This window comes from Burkholderia sp. Ac-20392 (genome assembly GCF_017104585.1).
GTDB classification, from domain to species: domain Bacteria; phylum Pseudomonadota; class Gammaproteobacteria; order Burkholderiales; family Burkholderiaceae; genus Burkholderia; species Burkholderia lata.
Genome location: NZ_JAAGPB010000745.1, coordinates 1 through 239 on the forward strand (window position 1 = coordinate 1; position 239 = coordinate 239).

Here is a 239-nt window from a genome sequence, read left to right on the forward strand (position 1 = left end):
GTGAGTGTGGTGATGCGCACGATGCGGGTCGGCGCGATAGGGTGAGAGATTGCTGGGTCGAAGGTGGGCGGGAAAAAGCCGAAAAGGGCGGGACGGGCAGGCGAGGGCGGACGGTAGATGGTGGGGCGGGAGTGATGCGTGGCGGGAAGATCGTCGGGGAGGGTGTCGATCGAGAGGGAGGGGGGGGGGGGGGGGGGGGGGAGGGAGGGGGGGGGGGGGGGGGGGGGTTTTTTTTTTTT

General features: G+C 68.6%; 1 pseudogene. It reads right to left on the bottom strand.

The annotated features are described in order from the left end of the window. A pseudogene (locus tag G3N99_RS37655) lies at window positions 1-239 on the bottom strand (hypothetical protein); the annotation flags it as partial.